This is a genomic window from Nonomuraea sp. LPB2021202275-12-8, from assembly GCF_037044575.1.
In the GTDB taxonomy this organism is placed as follows: Bacteria; Actinomycetota; Actinomycetes; order Streptosporangiales; family Streptosporangiaceae; genus Nonomuraea.
Window position 1 is genome coordinate 343,003 of the sequence record NZ_JBAHWD010000002.1, and the last position, 24,114, is coordinate 367,116.

Here is a 24,114-nt window from a genome sequence, read left to right on the forward strand (position 1 = left end):
GGAACGACGAGGTAGCGGCGCTCGACGTGGGGATGCGGGGCGTACGGGCACAGGGCGCTGCTGCAGGCGTTCCAGCCGAAGTGGTGGAGCTCGTCGCCGGTGTGGGGCAGGTCGGTCCAGCCGGCCACACCGCCGTAGCCGGGCGAGGAGGGGTCGGTGTCGAGCACGGCTATCGCGTCCGGTTTCGCCGACCGGCGGTCGAAGGCGGCGACGTAGGCCAGTGTCTCGGCCGGCGCGGCGGCGGCGTCCCTCGGCGACGGGTAGAAGGTGGGGTCCGGTGTCCAGAGGCTCATCCTCCGATGATCCCGCTATTACCTACGCGGTCAATAGGTAGCTAATCTATGTAATGCCTGTAGGGAATATTGACTTTACGGTCGCGGAGCCGTACGTTCGGAGTGTGTTCCTGGGGCGGATCCGAGCCGTCCTCTCCGACCGGTGCCCCGGCCGGCCGGGTCGCGCGTCCGCGGCCGGCCGGCGCATCTGGGAGGGCGGCCATCGGCCCGATCGGCGTGGCGGTCCCGGAACGGCTCGGCGTGAGAAGGTCCGCGGTGTCGTAGAACCGCAGGCCCGCCTCGATGGACGCGCCGGATCGCTCGCGGGCGTCCGCGACGACGGCACGCCCGCCGGCCCGGCCGGACGCGTACTGGTCGAGGGCCCGGCGCTGTCTGCCTCTTCGAAGATCTCCCGGGCCTGAGGGCTTCGAGCTCGCCGTCGCCCGGCGCCTCGTGGGTCTCTAGGTGGCCGCGCCAGGGATGAGATCATCTCCCTTGAGTGCGATCAGGCCGCGCCGGCACACGGCCCAGCGAACGTCGTCGCTGCCCCCGTCCCGGAGGATCACGCTGGCGTAGATCGATTCAGGGCAGGAGATGCCATGCTGGCTGCAGCCGCCTCTTGCGCCCACACCGGCCGGATCGGTGTACCAATCACGCCCTTGCGGCGGAAGGGTCTCCAGCACCTCGAATTTCATGTCGCAACAGTATGGATGCCCCGCCCCTCGTGACAATGCCTGCGGCGTAACGGGTGATGGCCGTGCTGTTCGGGACGGGCGCGTGCGGGTGGCGTCGGGGGCATGGAGGCCACCTAAGCAACTCATGTTGACTATCTCCAGATTAGTCAACTATCGTTGCTTACGTGTTCGCCCCTGCGCCCACCCCTCATGCCCCAGGAGGCACGATGTCCGTGTTCAGCACCCGTCCGGTCCTGCTCGGCAGGATCCAGCGCGCGCTCGACCGGGCCGTGGCCGACGGCGGAGGGCCCGGCGTCGTCGCCGAGCTCGTCGACGGTCACGCGACACCGTGGTTCGGCACGGCGGGGGTGGCCGACACGGCGACCGGTCGCCAACGCGGGCCGGGTGAGCACTTCCGCATCGGCAGCTTCACCAAGGCGTTCACCGGCACGGTGGTCCTGCAACTGGCGGCCGAAGGCAAGCTGACCCTGGACGGCACCGTGGCCGAGTGGCTGCCCGGTGTGGTGGAGGAGCACCTCGGCGCGGACGGCACCAAGATCACCATCAGGCGGCTGCTCAACCACACCAGCGGCCTCCCCGACGCCGTCCTCGGCCAGCCGGTCCCGCCCCCCGAAGAGCCCGGCAGGCGCTTCATCTACTCCAAGGTCAACTACAGCCTCGCAGGAATGATCGTCGAGCATGCGACGGGCACGTCGCTCGCGGATGAGATCGAGCGCCGCATCGCCCGCCCGCTGAGCCTGACGGGAACGTACCTTCCGACCACCGAGAAGACGATCCGCGCCCCCCACGCCCGCCACTACTCCACGTCTGACCAGACCGGCCAGGACGCGGACATCCACGACGTCACCGAGATCGACGTCGCCTGGGCCGGGGCCGCGGGCGGCATGGTCTCGACGACCTCGGACCTGCACCGGTTCCTGCGCGCCCTGCTGGACGGACGCCTTCTCCCGCCCGCCCAGCAGAAGGAGATGTTCACCACCGTCCCGACGGAGGGGGCGGACTGGGTCCCGAACACCGGATACGGCCTCGGCGTCTACTCCCAGAAGCTCTCGTGCGGGGTCACGCTCTGGGGCGGCGGCGGCTACATCCAGGGCTCGATGTCGTACGCGATGGGCGACCGCGAGGGCTCCCGCGTCCTGGTGAGCAACCTGAACGGCGACTGGAACGACTTCCTGCGGACCTTCACCGACCTCTTCGAAACAGCCTTCTGCCCGGCGGCCTCCTGACTCGTGACCTGCGAGGGCGGTCGCCCCACGGGCTGCGCGAACGCGGGCGACCCGGGCCGGGCGGCGTGGTCATCGGGGTCGACCGGGACCCGGTCATGCCAGCCGAAGCCCGCGTACGTACGCCGGACCTGGGCAGGGGGCTGACCCGGTTCATCGTCACAGAGATGATCCGCAACGCGACCGTGGGCCGCGGCCTCGCGCTGCTGTGCGCGGACGCGGGGCTCGGCGTGCGGTCCGTGACGACGGCGGCGCCGGTGTTCCGCAACTTCGGCACCGCCGACCAGGTCTTCGGGCTGCGCCGCGACGTCGCCAGGGCGGTCAGCGCCGGTCACCTCGGCGCCGGTGTCGAGGTGTGGATCGAGGACCTCGCCACGACCCTGCTGTTCCTGGTGGTGGCGGAGGTCTCCGGCGCGGGATCGAACGCGGCGCACCCGTCGCCGGGTGCGCCGGCCATCACTGTCGAATATGGGAGTAGGCCTCTGCCTGGTCTTCGACCCGCTGCTGATCGTCCGCGAGCAGCCCTCCATTGATCGCCACCAGTTCGAGCGGATGCTCGGCGATGAAAATGGCGATGTCCGGAAGCGGGTAGGCGGTGGCGACCGCCGCGTTCATCTTCTTCACCATCGTGCGTCTGGCATCGGCATTGCCGTCCTGAGGGACGTGCACCATGAACACGGGCCTGGCCGGTTCCGACCCGAGGAGGCCGTTTTGGCTCACGCTGTCGACCGGCCACTCGCGCAGGAAGATCCGGTGGTCGTCAGGGAAAGGGTAGGCCTCGGAGAGGGCTTCGTACATCGCTTTCACCAGCTCTCGCTTCTTACTGAGATCAACGCCGGTGGGCACGTCGAGATATCCGACAGGCATGTGCTTCTCCTTCTGCGATGTATGGGTGTTGCGGTCCGTGCCGGCCACCAGGGCCGATGCCTGCGCCGGCGGCCTGGCTCAATCCACTGCGGTCGCCTCGATCGCGACGAGGAGGTCCGGTCCTGCGAGTCGGGCGACGCCCAGCACGGTGGTGGCGAAGCGCTGGCCGGTGCTCTCGAAGCGCTTGTTCACAAGGGAGAACTGCTGGAGCAGGGTGTCGACATCGGTGGTGTAGAAGTTGAGCCGGACCACGTTGGCCAGTGTCATGTCGGCGCCGACGAGGATCTCTTCGAGGTTGTCGAGCGCGAGTCCGAGCTGGCCGGCCATGTCGCCCGGATGTTGCGCCTCGCCGTTGGCGTCAACGGCGTCCTGGGCGCTGCAGATGAGCTCTCGGCGGTGACCCTCGACGAGCTGTGCTTGATCGAAGCCGAGCTTTACCGACCACGACGAGGGGTTTACGGGTGTTCGTCTCATGCGACCGTTGGCTACTTTCTAATGGGAAGTAGCTACTTTCTATTTCTATTCTTCGGCGCTGTCAAGGGTAAGTCGCCTGTGTAGGATGGACACCATGACGACGAACCGTCGATACCCGGACGGGTGCGCGATCGCGACCGCGCTCGACCACGTGGGCGAGCGGTGGGCCCTACTGATCGTCCGCGAACTCCTCCTTGGCCCGAAACGGTTCACCGACCTGCAGGAAGGGCTGCCGGGCGCGGGCTCCAAGATCCTGGCTCAGCGACTGCGGGAGCACGAGAGCGCCGGCGTCGTGCGGCGCCGCACTTTGCCTCCGCCGGCCAGCTCGCAGGTCTACGAGCTGACCGAGTGGGGTGCCCGCCTGGGGGCCATCGTTGTCGCGCTGGGACAGTGGGGAGCCGAGGCGCCGGAGCCGTCCACAGGCCCGGTAAGTGCGGACTCGGCCATGATCAGACTGCGCAGCCTTTTCGGCCCGCAGCCAGAACGACCATGGACCGCCACCTACGAAATGCGCCTGGGCCGCCACCGATTCACCACCCGCGTCGCCGACGGTCGGCTTGTCCAGATGGGCCGCGGGGAGCCGCACGACAGGCCCGATACGATCATCGAGACCGACCCCGACACCCTGGCCGGCATCCTCGGCGTGGATCAGGCGCTCACCACGGCCATCAAGGACGGGCGGATCACCATCTCTGGAGACGACCAGGCCGGCCGGCGCCTCTTCGACGCGACACTTGAGAGCAGCGCACCAACAGAGGATCTGTCCATTGATCTGATCCGTTCATAGGTTTGCGGCTTTCTTCGGTGTTTGCAGGACTACCGGGCGCTGGGCCTGGAAGGGGTGTGCACGAAGAAGACTCGCGGGCCGGCGGCCAGCCTGGATGACGCGTAGCTGGTGCGGCTGTGTGCGTTGAGCGCGGTCAATGCTCCGCGTCAGTTGGGATTCGGGTTCGCGTTGTGGACGCGGGCCAGGGTCGGCGAGCTGATCCGGCGCGAGTTCAAGGTGAAACTGTCGCTGCTGAGCGTCGGCCGGGTTCTGGCCAAGCTGGGCATGTCGCCGCATGCGGCCGTTGTATCGGGCCTACCAGCAGGACCCGGCCGCGGTGGCCGAGCGGAAGCAGCACACCTTTGGGTGTGGAGGAACGTCAAGCACGACCGGATCGCCCGCGCTTCTGCTCGCGGTGTCGAGGAACTCAAAGCCCTGGGCCTGGGCGCGCTGCGACGGTTACAGAAGCTGCCCGCGCGGGTGCGGTCATTCTTCACCGACCCGCATCTCGCCTGCATCAGCGCCAGTCTCCCCATAGTCCATGAACTCATGAACTAATGAGATCATCGCAGGCGTGTACTTAGCTCATAGCGAAGTCGCCTTGCCGCCCGCGCATCCGCATGTTCATCTGGGCAGATGCGAATTATAGTGATTGGCGGTACGGAATTTATCGGCCGTCGCCTGGTTGAGATCCTGATCAGTCGAGGCGATGAAGTCATGATCATCCATCGTGGACGAACCGAGCCGGACGACCTCCCGCAATGCGTACATCTACATGTAGACCGTCGTGAGTTTTCCACCGTAGCAAAGCAAGTGAAGGCGTTCAGGCCTGATGCAGTGGTCGATACAATCGCACTCACCCGTGCCGGCGTAGAGACGGTACTCCCTCATCTGCCTGACGTTCATCTCGTCATGCTCTCCAGCATGGATGTTTACCATGCATACGAGCTGTATCTGGCAGATGACAAAACACCGATGTCTGTGCCGCTCACCGAAGAGAGCCCGCTTCGTCAGAGTCGCTATCTCTATCGGGGCACAGATAGGGAGGCGGACGACTATGACTACGAGAAGCTTGATGTCGAGCCCGCCTTCTTGGAACGTGGCGGTACCGCGCTTCGCCTGGCGATGATCTATGGGCCTCGTGACCCGCAACGGCGAGAGGAATTCGTGCTACGGCGCGTACGCGGCCGACGAGAAAAGATCCCGGTGGGCCCTGGTGCTACCTTGCTACCGCGACTGTACGTCGATGATGCGGCCGCGAGTGTTCTCGCATCGCTGGATCGGCCAAGTGTCGCCGCCGGCGAGGTGTTCAATATCGGCGAGACGAGCACTTACAGCATCCAAAGCTGGATGCACTTGATCATGACCGCCGCCGGCCATACTGCGGAACTGGTTCGCGTTCCCGACGACAAGCTGCCCGAGGACCTTCTTGTCACTCGGACCACTGCGCAACACTTGCTGGTGAGCAGCCAAAAAGCGAGAGCATTGCTCGATTTCCAGCCGGAAGATCCGGCCACTGCCATCATTCACTCCGTACGCTGGCATCTTCAACATCCTCCAGCGGACAGTCGAACCGACTTCACCGAGGACGATCGCGCCCTCGGCTTGTCGTCATAGCTGCCCAGTGAACGTGAGGCGTCATATCCGTCCACTGTTTTCTTGGACTGGCAGACGTCGGAATTCTTAGAGGCTCATCTCGTAAGTCGCTCCTGCGGCGAATATAATGGTGATTGACAGTGACCCCTTTTCATCCTCGGGCGGCTTGGGCGACGCGGTGGTTCTGCAGGACAGCGATGATCGCCTCGCCCACCGCCCAAGCCTGAGCCCAGGCCCGCATGTGCACCAAAACCGCGGCCAAGGTCGGCCGGTTGGCCGTCGTACCGTTTTGACCAGCCGAGATCAACGCCGATGCTCGACGGTCTTCAAACACCTCCACCTGCGGAGAACGGGGCTCATGTGAGCCATGCGACGGTGGCCGCGATTGCGTCTTCCTCGTGCTCTGCCGAGTCGAACCCGTGGTCGGCGCCCTTCACGGTGTGGAAGGTACAGGACTCTCTCGACTCGGCGGTTTCACGCGCGATCTCGTACGAGATGAGGGAGTCTTGATCGCCGTGCACAACGAGTGCCGGGACGGAGCTCTTGAGGAACTGGCTCCTGGGGTCGTAGTGCCGTAGCTCCTCGAACAGCACGCTCCCGACCTCGAACGTCCCGTTGAGCACGAAAAAGCCGTCCGTCGACAGGCGCTCTACCTGCTCGTCGGAGAAATTCTCCTTGCCCCAGGGGGTTTCCGGCTCGATGAAAGTCCGATGCAGGTCGAGGACCGGACGCCAGAGCACGAGCCGGTGGAGGCGATCGCCCAGCCAGGGCAGGGACAGCAAGGTCGAGACGGCGCCGAAACTCGACGCCGCGATGGTCAGCGGCGCCGGCAGCTCGATCTGCGCGTATTCGACGACGGCCCGCAGATCGAGCATCTCGCCGGCGACTGTCATGCCGCGCTGTGTGCCGCCGCTACGGCCATGACCGCGGAAGGAGAATCGGACCACCGTGAAGCCGGCATCCGCGAGGCGGTCGGCGAGCCGTACGGCGGGGCCGAACTCGGTCAGATCGGCGGTGATCCCATGGGCGTACACCACCGTCCCCTGGTCGCTCTGCGTCGCGCTGGGGTGAATGGCGGCCTCCAGGGGCAGGCCGTCCATCGAGGTCAATTCCAACGGCGTTGTCATTTTTCACCGTTCCACGGTCGGGTGATGGCGATTATCAGAACACCGAGCAGGCAGGCGGCGGCAGCGGTGAGGTAGGCCATGTGGTAACCGGACAGCAGACCGGCCTGCCCTTCCCCGGCCGCCGCTGTCGCGATCATGACAAGTGCCGCGACGCCGACGCTCGCGCCGATCTGCTGCGCGATGGTATTCAGCGCGCCGGCGACTCCGTGCTGCCGCTGATCCACGCCTGTCAAGGCGGCCGAGGTCATCGCCGGGAAGGCCAGCCCCTGCCCGATACCGCTGAGGACGAAGCCGGGCAGCGCGTGCAGCCAGTACGTGCCATCGAGGGGTGTCCACATCCACAACAGCGGTCCCACGCCCATCAGCACCAGGCCGGAAATCATGAGTGGTCGGGTCCCGAATTTGCCCAGCAGCCGCCCTGTGCAGAAGTTGGCGGTCAGGAACACGGTCAGGGACATCGGAATCACGGAGAGCCCTGATAGCAGAGGTGAATAGCCCAGCATGCCCTGGAGATACAGCGGCGCGAAGAACAACAAACCGACCGAGCTCGCGTACTGCAAGAACGCGGTCAGCGCGGCGGCCCGTACCGATGCGACCCGGAAGATGACCGGTGGCAGCAGAGGCTCGCGGGCACGCCGCTCCCAAAGGGCGAACATCACCAGGGAGATCACGGCGGCCGCCAGGGCCCCAAGCGTGCCGGTTTCGCTCCAGCCGGTCTCCCCGCCGCGGCTCGCCGCGAAGACCATCAGCACGAGGCCGGCAGTGACCGACACGACGCCGGGCAGGTCGAGCGATCCTCGATGCCCTTTTCCACCGGGCAGCCCGGCCCGGGTGGCCCCCAGGACCACCACTCCGAACACAGCGGAGAAGACCAGGACCGATCGCCAGCCGAAGTTCTGCGTCAACATCCCGCCCAGGAGCATGCCGCCGCTGAAACTTGCGGCGCCGACGGCCGCGTAAATGCCCAGCGCGCGGTTCCTCACGGGCCCTTCTGGAAAGCACTCCATCAACAGGGCCAGTGCGGCCGGGCCGGACAGTGCCGCGCCGACGCCTTGGGCGGCCCGCGCGACGATCAGCACCGAGAAATCCGGGGCCAGAGCACCGGCCAGCGCGGCGGCACTGAACAACACGACGCCCACGGCGAATACCAGACGGCGGCCATATACGTCCGCCACTCTTCCCCCGAAGAGCAGAAAGCCTGCGAAAGTGACCGCGTATGCGGTCATCGCCCACTGCAAGGTCGCGCTGTCCAGCCCGAATTGATCCTCGATGACGGGCAGCGCCGCGTTCAGCACGCCAAGACCACTCAGGTCCAATGCCAGCGCCCCTGCCAGAACGGCCAAGGCGAGCCCACGTCGGCGCGCGGCCAGGCGGCCGTGGTCGGTGATGGCGGTCAACGGTCCACTCCCCTCGGGAGAAGCGAGCTCATCACCCGAACCTGCCAAGGAACTCGCCGCCATCGACGTCCACCACGGTCGCGGTGATCGCGGGATTGGCCATGAGGGCGATCACCATCGAAGCGATGTCATCTGCCCGTCCGGAGTGATCGATCAGCTGGCGATTCATGGGAACGACACCGATCCCGCCGGGGCTGACCGCGTTGACCCTCAGCGGACCGAGCTCGAAGGCTGCGTTGCGGGCCAGCGCCTCGATTGCGCCATGCAACGTGCCCCAGAAGCCTCTGCCGTCCGACGGCCGACGGCTGCTGGAGCCCGAGAGCAAGGTGACCGAGCCACCGTCACGAATTCGGCCCACAGCGGCATGAAGGAGGTTGTAGCTCAACCAGAACCGCGCGAACGCGTCCTTGGCAGCGGATGCGGCCGTATTCGCTATGCCGTATGCCTGGCTCGGCGTCGCTCCGCCCGCGAGGACGGCGAGGTGATCCAACGGCCCGGCCTGTTCGAGCAACTGGGCCGCCTGCTGCGGATCCTCCGGGTCGGCTACCAGCGTCTTGACCCCGTTGAGCGGAGTCGCGGCCTCGAGGAGGCGGCCGCTCGACCGCCCCGACAGGAACACTTCGGCACCAGCAGCGATCGCGTTCCCAGCCGTCGCGATGCCCATTTTCCCGGTGCCCACCACCAGAACCCGTGCGTTCGCCAGAACCGCGCCGCCAACGGATGAATGCGTAGATGTCACGCTGAGCAGACTGACCCGGATCCCCACGTGTGCCCAGTCCTCTGCCGGGCATACGCCCTCCACACGTACCCCTCGCAGGGTTACCCGTCGGCATCCCGACGCGGGCATAGTAGGCTGCATGGATCGTGCATCTGAGCTGGGGGAATTCCTTCGCTCGCGCAGGAACCGCCTGCGGCCGGAGGAGGTCGGACTGACCTCTGGCGGGCTGCGCCGTCAGGTTCCCGGCCTTCGCCGCGAGGAGCTCGCGCAGCTCGCGGGGGTGAGCGTCGCGTACTACGTCCGCCTGGAGCAGGGACAGAGCAAGAACGCATCTGACGGAGTGCTCGATGCGCTGGCTCGTGCCCTGAAGCTCAATGAGACGGAAACGGCTCACCTGCACAGTCTGGCCAGGCCGACCCGAGCCGCTCGTAAGAAGATCCGTCCGGAGCGGCTGCGCCCCAGCCTCGCGACCATGATCAATTCGTTCGAGAACGTCCCCGCCTACATCGTGGGACGGCGCACGGACGTGCTCGCATGGAACCGGATGGCACACGCCCTGCTCGCCGGGCATCTCGACTTCGACGCCCCGCAGCGTCCCGCCGATCGGCCGAACATGGCACGCATGCTCTTCCTCGACCCGCACACCTGCGAGCTGTTCACCGACTGGAAGCGTAGAGCCAGAGACTCGGTGGCGTGCTTGCGCCTGACAGCCGGCTGCTTTCCTGGTGACACCGCGCTGATGACTTTGATCGGCGAGCTCACCGTGAACAGCCTCGAGTTCGCCTCCCTGTGGGCGGCGCATCCCATCCAGGAATGCGCGTCCACCACGGAGCGCTACCAGCACCCGCTCGTGGGCCCGATGACCCTCGACGAGGAGGTCATGCAGCTGCCGGGCGACGCCGGACAGCGCCTCATCGTGATCAACGCCAGGCCGGACTCATCCTCAGCCGCCGCGATAAATCTGCTCGCGGACATGGTCTCCTCATCAGCCCGGGTGCAGCGGGAGAGCATCCACCCACGCACCCTCCAGTAGGCGCCTGCTCCGTCGCGTCCAGGTCGATGATGTCCGCCGGTGGCAGCGATGATGTGATGCCTGCGAGCACAGGGGCTGGATCTCGGACGTCGTCGTCCTCCAGCGGCAGACCGAACCGGCGCAGCTGTTCCGCTTCCTTCACCAGGGCCTCATTCGGCCAGCCGAATGAGGCGTGGACGGTTCCGCTGGCGCACGGTTCCGGCATCATGTGAGCGTTAACAAGCCTGGCGACTCCAGAAGTCGTGAAGAGTGAGCTCAAGGTACGTCCGCTGACTGGGGTGGTCAAGAGGCTGTTGACCGCCGGATCCGTCGCGCCTATCGTTCCCAACGACCGCAGGCGCACGGTCCGAAAATGTCGATGAGCGTGGACATCCCGGCATCACGCCACGGGAGGATCCTCGGTGCGCCATTCCATCCGCTCCACCCTCACGGTCCTGGTCTCCGCGCTCTCGGTGCTGCTCGTCAGCGGCCCCGCGCTCGCCTACCCGCCGCCCGATCAGGTCTCGGGCGACACCGTCGTGCACGACCCGACGATGATCCGCACCCCCGCCGGCTACGTCCTCTACTCCACCCACGGCCTGCTGGAGGCCCGCACCTCCACCGACCGGACCACCTTCACCCGTGCCGGCTCCGCCTTCCGCACGCCGCCGGCCTGGTGGAGCGGCTACTCCCCGGAGAACGACCCGTGGGCGCCGGACATCTCCCGCGAGCGCGGTCAATACCTGATGTATTACGCCGTATCCAGCTTTGGCAGCAACAACTCGGCGATCGGCCTCGCCACCAGCCGCACCGGCAGACCCCACAGCTGGACCGACCGGGGCATCGTCTACGCCAGCGCCATCGGCTTCGACCACAACGCCATCGACCCCAACCTCCTGGTCGACCACAGGGGCCGCTGGTGGCTCAGCTTCGGCTCCTACTGGACCGGCATCCGCATGATCCGCCTGGACCCCGCCACCGGCAAGCGGCACCCTTCGGACCGGACCCTGTACCACCTGGCCACCCGCCCCGACGAGCCGTACGCCGTCGAAGCGCCGGACATCGTCAGGCACGGCCGCCACTACTACCTGTTCGCCTCCTACGACAGGTGCTGTGCCGGCCTGGACAGCACGTACAAGATCAAGGTCGGCCGCTCGTCCGACCCCGCCGGCCCGTACGTGGACCGGGCCGGGCAGCCGATGCTGACCGGCGGCGGCACGCTCCTGCTGGAGACGCACGGCCGCGTCGTCGGGCCCGGCGGGCAGAGCGTCACGCGGGACGCGGGCGAGGACGTGCTCGTGTACCACTACTACGACGGGACGGACAACGGCACGCCGAAGCTCGGGCTCAACGTGCTCGGCTGGGACTCCGAGGGCTGGCCGTACGTGCGCTGATCGGCAGGTCGTCGCGGGGTGGCGTCAGGAGCCGGTTCATGGATGCCCTCGTCGGCGTACCTTCTCGGGCTGGACGCAGCGCGCCGGACGGGGGCGCGGCGAGGGGTGCCGCGCCCCCGCGCCGCTCAGCGCACCGTCACCTGGGAGGCCGCCGTCCCGCCGCCGGACGCCTCCCATCCGGCGACCACTCTGGCGCCGGCGCCCAGCGCCCGGGTGAGCGCCACGGTCACGGTCGTGGTGCCCGCGCGGGACACCGTGACGACGCGGCTGCCCGCCGTGCCCCGGTCGTCGCGGACGAACAGGTGCGCCCTGCCCGCGGCCCCCGCTCGCAGGGTCACCTTGACCGCGTCCTGACCGCGCGTGGCGGAGATCGCCCGGCCGCTCTGCGACGCCTTCGCCGCCGGCCCGCCGGCCGGCGGCAGGTGAACGCGGACCGCCTGCTCGAGCGACTGCGGCGAGTCCAGGCTGGACAGGGCCGTGTCGGGGATCACCGGGTCCGAGGGGGTGGTCGGCCGGTCTGCGGGCGGCTGGTAGCCGGGCAGCGTCGCGACGCCCCACCGGTACGGGTCGCCCTGCACGCCGCCCCACGTCGACCAGCCGATCCGGGTCTGGCCGGTCCTGTCCTGGGTGTCGGAGTCGTACACCAGGATGTTGAGCCCCAGGTGGCCGGGATCGACGGCGGAGGGCAGGAGCTCCATCGGGATGGACATCTCCACGGCGTACTCCCCGGCCGAGACCGTCGAGGCCACCCGCATGCCGGGCGCGGTCTGCTCGCCCGGCCCCTGGCGGTTGTCGGCGTCGCGCTCGAAGCACGGCGGTCCCTCGGCCGTCACCGGCAGCACCGCGGCCTTGAACGTGGTGGAGGTGTTCTCGGACGTGCCGCGCGGGTCGAAGGTGACCTCCACCGAGTCGGTGCGCCAGTGCCGCTTGCAGTCGGCGGCGGGCAGGCGGGTGCCGAGCACGTCATCCTTCACCTTGACCAGCAGGAACAGCGTGTCGTCGCGCCAGGTGAGCTTGGCGGTGCCCGAGCAGTCGGCCGCCGAGGAGCACGCGGTGCCCTCCCACAGGCGGGAGACGTCGAGTGCGGGGCCGGAGTACTCGCCGGTGCCCTCGGTCCCGTCGACGGCGGGCGCGGAGGCGGCCTGCGGGACGGCGGTAGCCGGGACCAGCTCCAGCGCGGGCCTGCTCACGCTGGAGCCGTCCGCGCTGGTGGTGGTGATGCTGTAGGCGTAGTCGCCGCCCTCGTTCGAGGTCTTCAGCGAGGTGTCGGTGTTGGTGACGGTGAACGGCACCGTCGTCGAGTCTCCCGCCGCCAGGCCGCTGTAGGGGGCCTCGGTGCGGTCGGCGGTGAAGCCGGCGGGCAGGTCCAGGCGTACGGTGCCGGACCGGGTGGCGTCGCTCACGTTGGTGACCACGACGCCGACCTGCCTGGAGCCGCCGGACGGCAGGGTGAGGACGGGCGTGACCAGGCCGCGCAGCTGCGGCACGCCGAGGCCGGCGGTCCACTGCTCGTACTGGGCGACCTGGGGGAGTGGTTGCTGCGCTCCCCGCACGGCAGGGCTGAGCTCGACCTGCCTGTCGGTGTAGCCGCGTCCGCGCTCGGTGGTCAGCGTGGCGGCGATGCGAGCCCGGTCCGCGGAGCCTTGCGGCGGCGTCACCGTGAACGTCGCGGAGCCGGTGCGTCCCGGGGCGATCCTGCCCAGGTCGCCCGATCCGCTGACCTGCCAGCCCTCCGGCACCCGCAGTGCCGCGGACGAGCGGCCCAGAGGCTCGCGCGGCGGCGCGGTGGCGGTGACCTTGACGGCGAACCCGGTCCCCGGACGGACGTCGAACGTGCTCGGACGCAGGCCGAACAGGGTGCCGAGCGGGACCGTGCCGCTCGCCCGGGTCAGCGCGCCGTCGAGGATCGCCGTGGGGGCGGCCGCCGCCGCGGTGCCCGGCTCGGGGAAGGGCACCCGCGAGTCCACCTGCGTGAAGAAGTCACAGCCGAGCTGGGCGGGGTCGGACGGCACGTCGGGGAAGACGGCCCAGCCCTGGGAGGCGTAGGTGCGCTGGGCGTCGCGCTCGATGGCGGCCCACGTCCTGCCCTGGACGGCGGAGGCGCGCCCGCTCCACACGCCGTAGACGTTCTCCGCCGGGTTCACCGGGCGGAACGTCGACGCGCAGTCCTGACCGGTCCGGGAGGTGCCGCGCGCGCCGCCGGTGAGCAGGCGGGCGGGAGCGAACGGGCGCAGCCCCTCGCGGGTGATCTGCTCGGGGAACCTCCGGGGGTCGGCCGCCGCGTAGAACGCCTCGACGGCCAGCCGGGCGGCCTGCTGGTGGTTGCCGTGGTTGCCGGGCGTGGGGGCCGGGCCCATGGTCAGCAGCACCTCCGGCCTGGTCTGGCGGACGACCCGGACGACCTTCTCCAGCGTGTCGCCGCCCCAGACCTGGTCGGTCAGCGGGGCGCTCACCGTGTAGTAGAAGTCCACGTCGTCGAGGTTGAACACCTCCCGGACGCCGGCCTTGGCGACCGCCGCCCGCTCCTCGGCCTCGCGCAGCAGCCCCAGCGCCGGGCCCTCCTCGGGGCCGACGGCGTTGCCGCCGCCCTCGCCCCTGGTCACGGTGACGACCCCGGTGCGGACGTCGTGGTCCTCGTTCCACTGGCCGAGCGTCGAGAGGGTGAACGCCTCGTCGTCGGGGTGGGCGCCGACGAACAGCGCGTCGAGATCCACGGCGGCGGTGACGTGCCCACCGGCCTGGGCGGGGGCTGCGGGTAGGACGGCGAGCACGACGGCGGCCATCACCGTCAGGCTGGTACGCATGGGACCTCCGGGGGGTTATTCGCGGACGGCCCCTTGGAGCAGCCCGCGGACGAAATGGCGCTGGAGGAACAGGTAGAAGATCACCACAGGGGTGGCGACGATGACGGAGCCGGCCGCGAGCAGGGTGAAGCCGGAGGTGTGCTGGCCCTGGAAGAAGGCCAGCCCCAGCGGCGCGGTCCGCAGCGACTCGCTGGTCACCATGATCAGCGGGATGAGGAACTCGTTCCACGTCCACATGAAGACCAGGAGCGTCAGGGTGACGACGGCGGGCCGGGCCGGAGGCAGCAGCACCTGCCACAGGACGCGCCAGGTCGAGGCGCCGTCGATGCGGGCCGCCTCGACGATCGCCCGGTTGGACGCGCGGAAGTAGGCCCGCATCCAGAAGGTGCCGAACGCCACCGACAGCGCCACCTGCGGCAGCGCGACCGCCCAGAACGTGTCGATCAGCCCGAGCGAGCGCAGGTCGAAGTAGAGCGGGACCGCGATGGCCTCACTCGGCATCATGATCCCGAGCATGAACAGGTAGAACAGCACCGCCTGCCCGCGAAAGCGCATGGTGCCGAACGCGTACCCGCTCATGATCGACAGGACGACGCTGACGACCACGACGAACGCCGACACCATCAGGCTGCTGCGCAGGTAGGTGCCGAACCGCCCGATCTCCCATGCGGCCGCGAAGTTGCCCAGCCCGGCCGTCGTCCCGCTGTCGGAGGGGCCGAGCGCCGCGGCCAGGATGGTCACGATGGGGAAGAGCGCGAACGCGGCGAACACCGACAGGATGACGTAGTTGCCCAGCCGCTCCCCACGGGAGATCACGTGACCCCCCTGTCCGCGAACCGGTTGATGCCGAACGAGATGGCGAAGATGACGACGGTGAGCGTGACGCCGACGGCGGCGGCGGAGCCGATCTGGCTGAGCCCGAAGGCCCGGTGGTAGACCTCGTACGACGGCACCGACGTCGAGTCGCCCGGCCCGCCCCGCGTGGTGACGTACACCAGGTCGAACGTGCGCAGCGCGGCGATCACCGTCAGCGTCAGCGCGACCGCGATCTCGCCGCGCACCGACGGCAGCGTGACCGCGAAGAACTCCCTGACGGCCCCGGCCCCGTCGAGCCGCGCCGCCTCGTACAGCTCCACCGGGATGCGGCTCATCCCGGCCAGCAGCAGCACGGCCACCAGGCCGGTCTCGAACCAGGTGCCGACCACGCCGACCGCCGGCAGCGCGAACGTGTAGTCGCCCAGCCAGCCCCTCGTCAGCGAGTCGAGGCCGAGCGCGCCGAGCAGTGTGTTGAGCGTGCCGTCGGGCGCGTACACGCGCCGCCACGCGACGGCCACCACGACCATGGCGATCACCTGCGGCAGGAACACCACGGTCCGGAAGAACCCGAGCCCGCGCACCTTGGCGTGGTTGAGTATCGCCGCCAGCGCCAGCCCGATGACCAGCGGCCCCACCGCGAAGAAGACGATGAGGACCAAGGCGTGGCCGAAGGCGGCCCGCAGCCCCTCATCGGAGACGATCGCCAGGTAGTTGTCCAGCCCCACCCACCGGCCGAGCGACAGCCCGTCCCAGTCGTAGAGCGACAGCTGCACCGCGCGCCCGATCGGGTAGAGCAGGAACGCCGCGTACACGGCGAACGCCGGCAGCAGGTAGAGGTAGGCGACGCGGCGCGGCTCACCAGGAGGCCTCGCGGCCGTCATTCGTTGCTCTCGGCGAAGGTCTTGTAGTCCTTCTCCAGCGTCGCCAGGAACTCCTGCGGGGTCGCCTTCTTGGCCAGCAGGTCCTGCAGCGCCGCGCCCAGCGTGTCGGCGAATGTCGGGGTGGCGTAGTCGAGGTACGGCACCAGGCCGTTCTTCGCGGTCACCGTGCCGAACGCGGTGAAGACGTCCTGCTGCGGTCCTTCCGTCACGCTCTGCTCCGCCGTTTCGGCGACCGGCAGGTTGCCGGTGTCGGTGAGCACCTTCATCGCGTCCGCGCTGGTGACGAAGTCGATGTACGCCGCCGCCGCGTCCGGGTTGGGACTCTTGGCGGTGATGGCGAACGGCAGGCCGGTGCCGCCGGTCGCCAGCGGCGCGGCATCGGGGGTGGCGCCGGGCGGCAGGATGAAGCCCAGGTCCTTGCCCAGCGTCTTCTGCAGGTCGGCGAGCAGCCAGGTGCCGGCGATCAGGTAGACGCCCTCGCCGTCGCGGAACGCCTGCCAGGCCGGGTCGTAGCCCTGGCCGTTGAAGCCCTTGTTGAAGTAGCCCTTGTCGGCCCAGTCGACGAGCTGCTGGGCGGCCTTGGTGTTCTCGGGCGTGTTCCAGGACGCGCCCTTGCGGCCGAAGGCCAGCGTGCGGATCTGGTCGGCGGGCACGTCGCGGCTCTGCACGGTGCCGAAGACGTGCACGGCCGGCCACTTGTCCAGGTTGCCCAGCTGCATCGGCACCTCGCCGGCCGCCTTGGCCTTGGCCAGCCCGGCCTGGAACTCCTCCCAGGTCTTCGGCGGCTGCAGACCGAGCTCGGTCAGCTTGGCGGCGTTGTAGAAGATGCCGACGACCTCGCCGACCTGCGGCAGGCCGTACAGGTTGCCCTCGCCGAAGAGCTTGCCGTCGGCGCTGTATCGCGAGTAGCGCAGCACCGACTCCGGGTAGCGGTCCTTCCAGCCGTACGCCTGCGCGTAGGCGTCCAGCGGGCGGAGCTGGCCGGCCTTGACGAAGGCGCCCATCGCGGAGCGGCCGTTGTTGGCCTCCACCACGTCAGGCGGCTCGTTGCCGCTGAGCGCCAGGCGGAGGGTGGTGTTGAGGTCGTCGAAGGAGCGCGACACCCGGTTGAGCTTGATGTTGGGGTACTTCGCCTGGAACGCGGCATTGAGCTGCTTCATCTGGGCCGCCTGCCCGCCGCGTACCTCCTGGTCCCAGACCGTGAGGGTCACCTCGCCCAGGGCCGCGGCGTCGGTGCGCACGGCACTCGGCTGCGCGGGGGAGGCCGCGGGAGGGGCGGAGGAGCCGGGCGCGCACCCGGCCCCGCAGAGAGTCACGGCCGCGGCGGCGAGCACGGCGAGGGTCCGGGAATTCATGGTGGGGTTACTCCTTCTGCGCGGGCACCCGAGGCGTGTTCGGGCCACCGTCCTCGGGCTCGTCGGGTGTCGTGAGCTCCTGTGGTGCCACCCCGACGTCGGCGTACCGGGCGATGGTGGCGACCGCGCGGCGCACGGCGCCCACCGGGACGGTGGGCACCAGCCGGTCGAGGAAGGCGTAGCGGCGGGCCAGCGAGCTGCCGTAGGCGCCGCTGTGGCCTGCCGTCCTGCGGGTCTCGTGCCACCAGTCGGCGATGTCCCCCCAGCCGGGCGCGGCCAGCGAGCCACCGAACTGCTGCACCGCCAGCGCCGCGCAGAGTCCGGCGAACGCCAGCCGGTCGGCCAGCGGCCACCGGCACAGGGTGCCGAGCACGATGCCCGCGCCGAAGACGTCGCCGGCGCCGGTCGGGTCGAGCGCCGTCACCCGCGGAGCCGGGACGAACGCCTCCTCACCCGTCGTGGAGTCGATGGCCATGGCGCCGTTCGCCCCGTCCGTCACCACGGCCAGGGGTACCTTGTCGGCGAGTGAGTACAGCGCGTCGCGCGGGTTGTCGGCACGGGTGTAGGCCATCGCCTCGATCGCGTTCGGCATGAACGCGTGGCAGACCGAGAGCTGGTCCAGCAGGGAGCGCGGCCAGGAGCCCGACGGATCCCAGCCCACGTCCGCGAAGATCAGCGCGCCCTCGCGATGCGCCAGCTCGGCCCAGTTGCACGCGGCGCCGGGCGCGCCGAGCGGCTCCTCGGGGGAGAGCGTCACGATCACCGCCCGGGACCGGGGCGGGACGCCGATCATCTCGGCCGCCGGCAGGGGAGCGGGATGACCGTGCGTCACCATGCTGCGGTCGCGGTCGACCGCCATGGAGACCGTCACCGGGGAATGCCAGTGCTCGAACCGTCGCGACCTGGACAGATCGACCGCTTCCTGCTCTTCCAGCGTGCGCCAGCAGAAGTCGCCGTAGTCGTCGTCGCCGAACGCGGCGGCCAGTGAGGTGCGCAGGCCCAGCCGGCTGGTCGCGATGGCGAGGTTGGCGATGCCGCCGGGGCACGAGCCCATGCCGTCGGCCCAGATCTCGGTACCCGCTACGGGCATCGCGGGCAGGCCGGTGAAGACGATGTCGAGGAAGACGGTCCCCGCCAAGAACACGTCGAACTGCGGCCCCTCCGGGGTCCGCTCACCGGCGAGAGGGTCGTACGCCTGGACAGCCACGGGATTGAGTCCTCCTCGACACACCGAGTTGTGCGCAATCTTGCATGTTTACTCGCACACTTCAAGTCTTCCGTGAGAGTTCATGGAGCAAGATGCTCACTTCTGCGCGAATATGACTGATACACTCGCGCCGTGCTTCAGCGCATCAGGCATGCCGAGATCATGCGGCGGGTCCGCCTCTCAGGCGCCACCAGCGTTCGCGACCTCGCCAGCCAGCTCGGCGTGAGCCCGTCGACCATCCGCAGGGACCTCGAGGTGCTCGACCGCGACGGCACCCTGCGCCGCGTCCACGGCGGCGCCCTGGTCGACGCCGACGCCGACCGCCCCTTCGCCGAGGTGGCGGTGGTCGACGAGCAGGACAAGGAGGCGGTGGCCGTCCGCGCCGCGCAGCTCGTCCAGGACGGCGACGTGATCCTGCTCGACATCGGGACGACGACGATGCGCCTGGCCCGCAGGCTCCGCGGGAGGCGCGTCACGGTCGTCACCTCCAGCCTCGCCGTCCTCGACGCGCTCCGCGCCGACCCCGAGGTCGAGCTGCTGCTGCTGGGCGGCATGCTGCGCAGGCCCTACCACTCGCTGGTCGGGGTGCTGACCGAGGCCGCGCTGAGCCAGGTGGTCGCCGACCGCGTGTTCCTCGGCGCGAGCGGCGTCCGCCCGGACGGGCAGCTCGTCGACACCACGCTCGCCGAGGTGCCGCTGAAACGCGCCATGATCACGGCGGCAGAGCAGGTGGTGCTGCTCGTCGACCGGCACAAGTTCCCCGGCACCGGCGCCCTGCGCGTGTGCGGGCCCGAGGACATCGACGTGATCGTCACCAACGAGGGCGCCGACGAGACGACGCTGCGCGCCTGCGCGGCGGCGGGAGTCGAGGTGCTCGTTTCGTGAAGGGGTTCGGATGAGACTGGCCGTCCTCGGCGGCGGGGGCTTCCGGGTCCCGCTCGTCTACGGCGCGCTCCTGCGCGACACCGCCAAGCCGCGCGTGGAGGAGGTGGTGCTGTACGACGTGTCCGCGGACCGGCTCGAAGCCATCCGGCACGTGCTGCGCGGGCTCGCCGCCGGGCACGACGACCCGCCCCGGGTCCGGATCACCACCGACCTGGACAGCGCGCTGCGCGACGCCACCTTCGTCTTCTCCGCCATCCGCGTCGGCGGCCTGGCGGGCCGCACCGCCGACGAACGGGTCGCGCTGGAGCTCGGCCTGCTCGGCCAGGAGACGACCGGCCCCGGCGGCATCTCCTACGGCCTGCGCACCGTGCCGGTCGCGACGCGCGTGGCCGAGCGGGTGGCCGCCGTCGCGCCCCAGGCCTGGGTGATCAACTTCACCAACCCCGCCGGCATGATCACCGAAGCGATGCGCCGCGTGCTCGGCGACCGCGTGATCGGCATCTGCGACTCGCCCATCGGGCTGATCCGGCGGGCCGCCACCGCACTCGGGCTCGACCCGGCGCGCGTGTCACCCGACTACGTGGGCCTCAACCACCTCGGCTGGCTGCGCGGCCTCACCCACCAGGGCCGCGACGTGCTGCCCGGCCTGCTCGCCGACGACGCGGCGCTGCGCCAGGTCGAGGAGGCCCGAGTCTTCGGCGCCGACTGGCTGCGCACCCTGGGCGCGATCCCCAACGAGTACCTGTATTACTACTACTTCACCCGGGAGTCGGTCGCCGCGATCTCCGGGAGGACCCGCGGGGAGTCCCTGCTCGGACAGCAGGAGCGGTTCTACGCGGCCGTACGGTCCCGGCCCGGTGAGGCCCTCGCCGAGTGGGAGCGGGCACGCAGGGAGCGTGACGCGTCGTACATGGCAGAGGCCCGCGACGTCACCGACGCCGGCGAGCGGGACGCCGCCGACCTGGAGGCGGGCGGATACGAGGGGATCGCGCTGGCCCTCATGGCCGCCATCGCCCGCGGGGAGCCCACCACGATGATCCTCAACGTGCGCAACGGCGACGCGGTGGCCGGGCTGCCGGCGGAGGCGGTCGTGGAGATCCCCTGCGCGGTGGACGGCGCGGGAGTCCGGCCGCTGGCCACCCGCCCGCTGCCCGGCCGGTTCCTGGGCCTGGTGCAGCAGGTGAAGGCGGTGGAGCAGACGGCCATCGAAGCCGCCCTGACGGGCTCGTCCGAGCTGGCCCTGGAGGCGTTCGCGCTGCACCCGCTGGTCGACTCGGTGACGACGGCTCGCGGGCTGCTGGACGGCTACAGGGCCCGCATCCCGGAGCTGGCCGCGATCCTGCCGGGCTCCGCGTAGGCGCGCATCGCCGCCCCCCGCCCCGCACGGGAAAGGGCACCTGAAGAAAACCGTAAGCGGCACCTGGCAGTGTTCTGGGTGTCACCAGGAAACACCACCGACGTCCAGGAGATCCCGATGCGCAAGCTCATCAACTCGACCTACATCACCCTCGACGGCGTCATCGAGAACCCGATGTGGACGACGCCGTACTTCGACGAAGAGGCCGCCGCCTTCGCCGGCACGCAGACGGACGCCGCCGACGCGCTGCTGATGGGGCGCGCCACGTACGACGGCATGTCCGTCGCCTGGCCGGCCCAGGACGAGAACGACCCGAGCACCGGCGCGGCCTACTTCAACAACGTCAAGAAGTACGTCGCCTCGACCACCCTGACCAACCCCACCTGGAACAACACCGAGGTGCTGCAGGGCGACCTGGTCGAGGAGGTCGCCAAGCTCAAGGCCCAGGACGGCAAGGACATCCTGCAGTACGGCTACGGCTCGGTCACCGCCCAGCTCATCAGGGCCGGCCTGCTGGACGAGGTCCGGTTCTGGATCCACCCGGTCCTGGAGGGCGGCGACAGCCTGACGACGCCGCTCAAGGACTTCAAGGCGTCGTTCGAGCTGGTCGGCACCCAGATCATGAAGAGCGGCATGATCATCGCCTCGTACAAGCCGAAGGCCGCCGAGTGACGACCGGTCAGCAGGCGAGGGTGGTGCTCCGGGAACCCGACGGAGCCGGTGGCCGGCCCAGCTGACGCTGGGGCACGGCCGCCGGCCACGGCGGGTGCGGGTGTCGCACCACGCTCAGGCGGCGGTGAACAGCTTCCGCATCACGGACAGGACCTCGTCCCTGTGCTCCATGGTCATGGGAACCTCGTGGTCGCGGAATTCGTAGACGGCACCGTAGACGTGGGGCGTCACCGGCGAGAAGTTCAGAGAAATGATCACATTGCCATGGCCCAGGCCGTTGTAATGGTCGGTGGCGGGCGCGGGCGCGGCGTTGGTGTCGGTGTAGGCCAGGGCGGCGCGCGCGATCCACGCGGCGAGGGTGGCGCCGTTGGCTCCCAGGACGGCGTCCTTGAGTCCGATGATCTCCATGGGCAGGACCTGATTGCCCTGGCGGCCTCGTTGCTGGGTCTGGGCGATGGCCTGCGCCGGGCCCAACGGCCCTGATATCGCGGACAGCTCGGTCTGGGTCGGACCGATGTCGAGGGCGAAGGGATCGCAGCTGTTCCACGCCAGCTGGGCCATCGCCGCCGCGGCGTTGGTGATGTTCGCGCGCAGGGTCCCGAGGTACATGTCCGCGACATTGTGCTGGGCAACGGCCCAGACGTAGTCGCGGCGCCGGGACTTGGGAAAGAAGCGCTGGATGTTCTTGTCGGCGCTCTGGCCGATGGGGGACGCGTGGCGCCTCATGGTGGATGCCATCGCGTCGTTGAGCACCATCAGCATGATGAGGCCGACCTGGGCCTTGGACAGGACGACGCCGCCGGTGCCGACCACGGGGGTGGCGAGCTTCGTGAGCTCCTGCAGAAGGTTCTGCGCGCCGGCGAAGCTGGACGTCCCCACGATGTTGTTGTATCGCGCCAGTTGTAGCGGCCCCAGCGTCCCGGCGACCATATCCGCGTCGTCGCCTGCCTCGACCTTCTTTCCAGGCAGGAATTTGGACGCGTTCAGCTGGCAGATGCGGGTGATGGTTTCGAGGTTCTCGTACTGGACGGTGATTTGTGCCGCGCCTTTGACCTGAGCGCCCGGAGAATACCAGAAAAGGCCCTGCGGGCCGGGTGGGAATATGTCCGCGGGAGCTCCGGGAGCGAGGATTATATGGTCGCCCATGTGCTGGGCCTGCACCTGGTCGATGGCGTGCTTCAGTTGCTGACGCAGGGCGATGAGCGAGGCCACGTCCTGTTTCATGTTCTGCATCATCGCGTCGACCCCGAGGCCCTGGATCCGGTGCCCCTCGATGATCCATTCCGCTGTGATGGTGTCGTTGGTGAGCCGGACGCGGTCGGCCTGGAGGACCTGGAAGTCGTTGTTGCGCTGGGCGCCCAGCCAGGCGACGTTCGCCGGGGCGATGTTGTAGACGCCGATCTGCGCGCCGCCGACGGTCAAGGTGACCGCCGGCGGGACCGCGACGCCCGGATTAACATTTCCGGGGTAGGACAACAGCGTGGTGATAATGGAGTCCTCGGTGTATTCGAGCCCGCCGTAGACGCTCAAAATCCTCACCCTTCCGTGCAGTTTCGGTCCGGGCAGAACGAATGCGGCGTGAGTCCCGAAGCGTATGGCCTTTCAGGATGCCGGCGCGCATTTCGCAAAACAGCCCATGATATCTCCGGCGGCAACGGCGGGCCATGGCGCACAAACTTCTGGCCCGATGTGGACGCTCTGCGGTGACTGTTCTGCCCGCTTTACTCCGCACGCGGTCAATAGCGGTCGCGACCGTGGCGGGCCGCGCCGCGTGAGCCGGCTCGCCCGCGGGCCGGGTCCCCTAACGGAGGTAGGACGCGCCGTTCAGGTCGACGATGGTGCCGCTCGCCCACTCGGCCGGTGGCGAAGCCAGATAGAGCACCGCCGCCGCGATCTCCTCCGGTCGCGCGACCCGCCCGAACGGGCTCTGACTCCGGATCTCGTCGCCGCGGGGCGCCTTGAGGTGCTCGTTGGTCATGTCCGTCTCCACGAACCCCGGCGCCACCGTCGCCACCGCGATGCCACGCGGCGCGAGGGCGATGGCGAGCGACTGCGCGAAAGCGTTCAGGCCCGCCTTGCTCGCTCCGTAGGCCGGGCTGTCGGGCTCGCCGCGGAAGGCGCCACGTGAGGAGACGTTGACGACGCGGCCACCGGCCGGCATGTGCTGGACCGCGCACCAGGTGACGTTGGCCGCGCCGACCAGGTTGACGTCGAGCGTCTGCCGCCAGGCCGCCTGCCAGTCCTCGTAGGAGAGCTCGGTGATCGGGTGGCGCAGGAAGACCCCGGCATTGTTCACCAGCACGTCGATCCCGGCCAGTGCCTCGGCCGCCGCGTCGACCATGCGACGCACCTCGTCCGGATCCGCCAGGTCCGCCCGGACCACCGTGTGGCCCTTGCCCGGTAGCTCGTCGAGCACGCTCCGGGCCGCCTCCGGCGAGGCTCGGTGATGGATCGCGACCCGATCGCCCTGGGCTGCGAACGCCGTCGCCACCGCCCGGCCGATGCCTCGCGACGCCCCGGTGACAAGCACTCCACGTCCGCTCACCCGCCGCACCTTAGCAGCCGCGGAAAGCGTGCCCACCAGGGGGCCGTCTCA

At 69.2% G+C, this 24,114-nt stretch carries 23 protein-coding genes and 1 pseudogene; 10 read left to right on the forward strand and 14 right to left on the reverse strand.

Annotated elements, in window-relative coordinates; all coding sequences use genetic code 11:
- Positions 1-5 precede the first annotated feature (5 nt).
- Both V5E28_RS05400 and V5E28_RS05405 read right to left on the reverse strand, forming a co-directional pair.
- Positions 6-293 (reverse strand): annotated as a pseudogene (locus V5E28_RS05400) (selenium-binding protein SBP56-related protein); the annotation flags it as partial.
- 440 nt (positions 294-733) lie between these two features.
- Positions 734-967: a hypothetical protein gene (locus V5E28_RS05405; RefSeq protein WP_336205241.1), complete on the reverse strand. Its 234-nt coding sequence runs from the start codon at positions 965-967 to the stop codon at positions 734-736.
- A gap of 206 nt (positions 968-1,173) precedes the next feature.
- On the opposite strand from V5E28_RS05405, the gene V5E28_RS05410 reads away from it, so the two are divergent.
- The gene (locus tag V5E28_RS05410) at positions 1,174-2,193 is read left to right on the forward strand and encodes a serine hydrolase domain-containing protein (protein ID WP_336205242.1); all 1,020 of its coding nucleotides are present in this window, start codon (positions 1,174-1,176) and stop codon (positions 2,191-2,193) included.
- Between the two features lie 95 nt (positions 2,194-2,288).
- Positions 2,289-2,723, forward strand: coding sequence for a hypothetical protein (locus V5E28_RS05415; protein WP_336205243.1), 435 nt, complete (start codon positions 2,289-2,291; stop codon positions 2,721-2,723).
- On the opposite strand, the gene V5E28_RS05420 is transcribed toward V5E28_RS05415, so the two are convergent.
- Both V5E28_RS05420 and V5E28_RS05425 read right to left on the reverse strand, forming a co-directional pair.
- Complete coding sequence (locus tag V5E28_RS05420) at positions 2,647-3,105, reverse strand: hypothetical protein (RefSeq protein WP_336205244.1); 459 nt, start codon at positions 3,103-3,105, stop codon at positions 2,647-2,649. The genes V5E28_RS05415 and V5E28_RS05420 overlap by 77 nt on opposite strands.
- A gap of 30 nt (positions 3,106-3,135) precedes the next feature.
- Positions 3,136-3,531 (reverse strand): RidA family protein, encoded by a 396-nt coding sequence (locus V5E28_RS05425; RefSeq protein ID WP_336205245.1) that lies wholly within the window; start codon positions 3,529-3,531, stop codon positions 3,136-3,138.
- A 94-nt stretch (positions 3,532-3,625) separates the two neighbouring features.
- On the opposite strand from V5E28_RS05425, the gene V5E28_RS05430 reads away from it, so the two are divergent.
- The 3 genes from V5E28_RS05430 (at position 3,626) to V5E28_RS05440 (ending at position 5,914) form a co-directional block, all read left to right on the forward strand.
- Positions 3,626-4,318, forward strand: a complete 693-nt coding sequence (locus V5E28_RS05430) for a winged helix-turn-helix transcriptional regulator (RefSeq protein ID WP_336205246.1) — start codon at positions 3,626-3,628, stop codon at positions 4,316-4,318.
- Positions 4,319-4,441: 123 nt separating this feature from the next.
- Positions 4,442-4,855 (forward strand): helix-turn-helix domain-containing protein, encoded by a 414-nt coding sequence (locus tag V5E28_RS05435; protein WP_336205247.1) that lies wholly within the window; start codon positions 4,442-4,444, stop codon positions 4,853-4,855.
- A gap of 90 nt (positions 4,856-4,945) precedes the next feature.
- Positions 4,946-5,914 carry an NAD-dependent epimerase/dehydratase family protein gene (locus V5E28_RS05440; protein WP_336205248.1) on the forward strand — a complete coding sequence of 323 codons (969 nt, stop codon included), beginning with the start codon at positions 4,946-4,948 and terminating at the stop codon, positions 5,912-5,914.
- A gap of 335 nt (positions 5,915-6,249) precedes the next feature.
- Here the strand turns inward: V5E28_RS05440 and V5E28_RS05445 are convergent, their stop codons facing one another.
- From V5E28_RS05445 to V5E28_RS05455, 3 genes are read right to left on the reverse strand one after another with little or no spacing between them, the layout of a single operon-like run.
- Positions 6,250-6,993, reverse strand: a complete 744-nt coding sequence (locus V5E28_RS05445; protein ID WP_336205249.1) for an alpha/beta hydrolase — start codon at positions 6,991-6,993, stop codon at positions 6,250-6,252.
- A gap of 23 nt (positions 6,994-7,016) precedes the next feature.
- A complete protein-coding gene (locus V5E28_RS05450; RefSeq protein ID WP_336205250.1) occupies positions 7,017-8,417 on the reverse strand; it encodes an MFS transporter in 1,401 nt (466 codons plus the stop codon).
- Between the two features lie 31 nt (positions 8,418-8,448).
- Positions 8,449-9,183 (reverse strand): SDR family oxidoreductase, encoded by a 735-nt coding sequence (locus tag V5E28_RS05455; protein ID WP_336205251.1) that lies wholly within the window; start codon positions 9,181-9,183, stop codon positions 8,449-8,451.
- 91 nt (positions 9,184-9,274) lie between these two features.
- On the opposite strand from V5E28_RS05455, the gene V5E28_RS05460 reads away from it, so the two are divergent.
- A complete protein-coding gene (locus tag V5E28_RS05460) occupies positions 9,275-10,168 on the forward strand; it encodes a helix-turn-helix transcriptional regulator (protein ID WP_336205252.1) in 894 nt (297 codons plus the stop codon).
- A 401-nt stretch (positions 10,169-10,569) separates the two neighbouring features.
- The gene (locus V5E28_RS05465) at positions 10,570-11,541 is read left to right on the forward strand and encodes an arabinan endo-1,5-alpha-L-arabinosidase (protein WP_336205253.1); all 972 of its coding nucleotides are present in this window, start codon (positions 10,570-10,572) and stop codon (positions 11,539-11,541) included.
- A gap of 125 nt (positions 11,542-11,666) precedes the next feature.
- Here the strand turns inward: V5E28_RS05465 and V5E28_RS05470 are convergent, their stop codons facing one another.
- From V5E28_RS05470 to V5E28_RS05490, 5 genes are read right to left on the reverse strand one after another with little or no spacing between them, the layout of a single operon-like run.
- A complete protein-coding gene (locus V5E28_RS05470) occupies positions 11,667-14,345 on the reverse strand; it encodes a sugar-binding protein (protein ID WP_336205254.1) in 2,679 nt (892 codons plus the stop codon).
- A gap of 15 nt (positions 14,346-14,360) precedes the next feature.
- Complete coding sequence (locus V5E28_RS05475) at positions 14,361-15,161, reverse strand: carbohydrate ABC transporter permease (RefSeq protein WP_336205255.1); 801 nt, start codon at positions 15,159-15,161, stop codon at positions 14,361-14,363.
- Complete coding sequence (locus tag V5E28_RS05480; RefSeq protein WP_336205256.1) at positions 15,158-16,042, reverse strand: carbohydrate ABC transporter permease; 885 nt, start codon at positions 16,040-16,042, stop codon at positions 15,158-15,160. Before V5E28_RS05480 ends, V5E28_RS05475 begins: the two co-directional genes overlap by 4 nt.
- Positions 16,039-17,397 (reverse strand): extracellular solute-binding protein, encoded by a 1,359-nt coding sequence (locus tag V5E28_RS05485; protein ID WP_336205258.1) that lies wholly within the window; start codon positions 17,395-17,397, stop codon positions 16,039-16,041. Before V5E28_RS05485 ends, V5E28_RS05480 begins: the two co-directional genes overlap by 4 nt.
- Before the next feature lie 7 nt (positions 17,398-17,404).
- Positions 17,405-18,604 carry a PfkB family carbohydrate kinase gene (locus V5E28_RS05490; RefSeq protein ID WP_336205259.1) on the reverse strand — a complete coding sequence of 400 codons (1,200 nt, stop codon included), beginning with the start codon at positions 18,602-18,604 and terminating at the stop codon, positions 17,405-17,407.
- A 132-nt stretch (positions 18,605-18,736) separates the two neighbouring features.
- Here V5E28_RS05490 and V5E28_RS05495 point away from each other — a divergent pair, with 132 nt between their 5' ends.
- From V5E28_RS05495 to V5E28_RS05505, 3 genes are all read left to right on the forward strand, one after another.
- The gene (locus tag V5E28_RS05495; protein WP_336205260.1) at positions 18,737-19,489 is read left to right on the forward strand and encodes a DeoR/GlpR family DNA-binding transcription regulator; all 753 of its coding nucleotides are present in this window, start codon (positions 18,737-18,739) and stop codon (positions 19,487-19,489) included.
- Positions 19,490-19,499: 10 nt separating this feature from the next.
- Positions 19,500-20,846, forward strand: coding sequence for a 6-phospho-beta-glucosidase (locus V5E28_RS05500; RefSeq protein ID WP_336205261.1), 1,347 nt, complete (start codon positions 19,500-19,502; stop codon positions 20,844-20,846).
- 117 nt (positions 20,847-20,963) lie between these two features.
- Positions 20,964-21,518, forward strand: coding sequence for a dihydrofolate reductase family protein (locus tag V5E28_RS05505; protein WP_336205262.1), 555 nt, complete (start codon positions 20,964-20,966; stop codon positions 21,516-21,518).
- A gap of 114 nt (positions 21,519-21,632) precedes the next feature.
- On the opposite strand, the gene V5E28_RS05510 is transcribed toward V5E28_RS05505, so the two are convergent.
- Positions 21,633-23,048: a hypothetical protein gene (locus V5E28_RS05510; RefSeq protein ID WP_336205263.1), complete on the reverse strand. Its 1,416-nt coding sequence runs from the start codon at positions 23,046-23,048 to the stop codon at positions 21,633-21,635.
- A 271-nt stretch (positions 23,049-23,319) separates the two neighbouring features.
- On the reverse strand, positions 23,320-24,063 hold the full coding sequence (locus tag V5E28_RS05515) for an SDR family NAD(P)-dependent oxidoreductase (RefSeq protein WP_336205264.1): 744 nt from the start codon (positions 24,061-24,063) through the stop codon (positions 23,320-23,322).
- Positions 24,064-24,114 lie beyond the last annotated feature (51 nt).